The organism is Thermogutta sp., from assembly GCF_014359955.1.
Classification (GTDB): Bacteria; Planctomycetota; Planctomycetia; order Pirellulales; family Thermoguttaceae; genus Thermogutta.
Genome location: NZ_JACIYL010000625.1, coordinates 1 through 2,714 on the forward strand (window position 1 = coordinate 1; position 2,714 = coordinate 2,714).

Here is a 2,714-nt window from a genome sequence, read left to right on the forward strand (position 1 = left end):
GCCAGGTGATGGCTGAAACTTGTATTACCAAGCATCGTCAGTATATCCTATAAAACTGTTGGGCGGCGGCCCGCAGATCTCGCGAACGGCGAAGGGCAACGCAGTGCCGCGGCTTTCCGAGGCTACTTGCGTCCACCTCATTGCAAAAACACGGATTCAATTTCCAGTCTGTTCGGGGGCCCCATTAATTGCCCAATCATGGCCACCGAAACGGTTTTACAAACTTGCTTGTGTGGAAACACGGCTGTCGGAATCAGCCCGCTGCTGGACTGGGGTCCGAGGCAATGGCTCATGTTATTCGTGCTGGGTGTCTTGAACAAAATCTCCAGCCACGGGAGATCGGCAAATGCATCCACATATTTGAGGCGCTGCCGTCTGACACGTGGGTGTGGGAACATGAACCGAGCGCGGTAGGGCTTCCCCGATTCCTGGTTATGGGCAGGGCATACGGGATCGTGGCCCTGGATTTGTTTTTGTGGAGGCCATCGGAAATTCGGGAGGTGAGAACCGATGGCATACGTTTCTCCAACGGCCAAGTTTATAATCCGGCGGCTGACTTATCTCGGAAACTGGAGAATTTGCGCGGTCGGCTAAAAGGCTGTGCCGGCTATGACGGTTTGGATGGCCTCCTATTGCTACCAGGACTAACTCGGACTGATTTTGAAAAGCTGAACCTATCTCGTGCTATCCCGCCAGAGGTGGCCTGCACGGCTGACGAGCTGACGCCGGAAAGATTTGAAGCCGCGCTGCCGCGCCTCGCGATGCCTTGGACAGAAGAAACAGTCGCTGAATGCCGTGCCAGACTGTTCCCGGAGACGACATTCGAGCCGTCGGCCCGTGTGACTGACGAAGGTCGCGCGGAGCGAAGTCGCGTTCGCATTCAACTGGCCGCGGAGCAGGAAAAGCTCGTTAGATCCCTTGGCAGCGAATGTTGTCTCTTGAAAGGAGTGGCTGGCAGTGGCAAGACATTGTTACTAGCTGCCCGGGCCCGAGTTCTAGCGGAGGCCCACCCTGACTGGAGGATTCTGCTGGTCTGCTATAACCGAGCACTACTCAAAACTTTTGACCAACTTCTTGGTCCATGGGCGAGTCGCGTGGAAGCAAATACATTTCTCACCTGGGCCAAACAGCATTCGGTTTACCTGCCATGGAACGATGATGACGAAAGCCTCGTGAAGGATATGCAACGGGTGCTCCGAGCAATTGAACGTTGTCAGTTGGAGGAAAAGTATGACGCAATACTGGTCGACGAAGGCCAGGATTTTCGTCCAACTTGGTTCTGGCTCCTTTATTCAGCCTTGCGTCCGGGCCGTGGAGGGATGCTCGTAGTGATGGATGGTTCACAAGCGATCTACCGCGAGGCGGCGTACGATGGCCTGTCGCAGGCCTCTCAAATTATTTCCGTCCTGCGCGCCGGGACGCGCAAGGCAGAAGCAGGTAAGTCCTCGACTTTGTTGCAACGGATGGTCAACGTGCTGTTGTTACGGAAGTGCAGCCAGGGTCCGGACGTTTCGGTCACTGCACAGAATGTGATCAGTCGAGACGCCATCACGAAGATGAGAACGATACACCTTCTTACTAATTACCGCAATACGGAGCAGATCGGTCGATTTGCTATTCGCTGTGCTGCACATTTAGGCCTAGCGCTTTCCGATCCTGACTGGTTTGAGGAGTCGGAGGCTGCGAGTTTTCGGACATCTGGCGAGAAGGTTCAGATTGTGTGGTGTGACTGCTGGGATAAACAAGCCGAATTCATTGGACGTGAAATCAGACGACTTGTGGACAATAAGATAGTTGACTACAAGAATATCAGCATTTTCTACACCACTCACAGGGGTACCAAGAGACGGCTCGAAAACGCATGCAAAAGTTTTGGTATTCCTTACAGCGCATTCGAACGCAGCGCGGAGTCTCGTCGTAGCTTCGACTTAAAGCAGCAGACAGTCAAGCTGATGAGTGTGCATTCGGCGAAAGGGCTTGAATTTCCGGTAGTGTTTTTTTTCGGAGTCGACGCACTGAAACTGTATGACAACGCCAGCGCACTAGATGGCTTTCAACGACAACAAATCAAATTGGCATACGTGGCAATGACACGAGCCACAGATTTGCTGTACTTGACTTTTACCAGAGAGAATCGTCTGATCCAGGTGGCCAGGCATCTGCTGGAGTGGTGTCGGTTTTCCGCCTATCCGGAGGATTTTGCCTGAGTAGGAGTGCTGACCGATGGCAAGGTTGATTCAAGCGGGCCAGTTTGTAGGTCGCGGTGAGGAACGGACTGCCGCGGTATTGGAAAGGGAGTTACCGGATACATGGACCGTGATCTGCAACAAGGAACTCGTCAACCCAGACGGTTCATCAGTAGAGGTCGATTTTATTATTGTAGGCAAGCACGCCGTGTACGTAGTGGAAGAGAAAAGCTGGCAGGGGCCGATCCACGGAAACTCCAATGGGTGGGTCCTGGCAAGCGGCGAAAGCCACAAGAGCCCGCTGGACAAGGCGGCTTTCGTCGCTCGGCGCGTTGCTGGGTTGTTGCGCGGCAACGTGCCGCGACTAAAAGACACAGTCGGCGATGCCCATTTTGTGTTTCCGCGAGTCATTTTATCGTCCGACGATGTGCAGATCTATGTGCAGGATACTCGTGTGGCAATACAAGTGTTAAAGCTTTCTCAGGCGGCAGAGCGGCTGCGTCAGGCGGATGAGCAGCAGGCTGGCCC

2 protein-coding genes are annotated in these 2,714 nt (G+C 53.9%); both read left to right on the forward strand.

Going from position 1 to position 2,714, the window contains the following annotated elements; all coding sequences use genetic code 11:
- Window positions 1-500 precede the first annotated feature (500 nt).
- Entirely contained in the window at window positions 501-2,207 is a 1,707-nt protein-coding gene (locus H5U08_RS15135) for a 3'-5' exonuclease (RefSeq protein WP_297034875.1), read from the forward strand.
- A gap of 16 nt (window positions 2,208-2,223) precedes the next feature.
- The coding region (locus tag H5U08_RS15140) for a nuclease-related domain-containing protein (RefSeq protein WP_297034878.1) at window positions 2,224-2,714 on the forward strand (491 nt) is incomplete at its 3' end.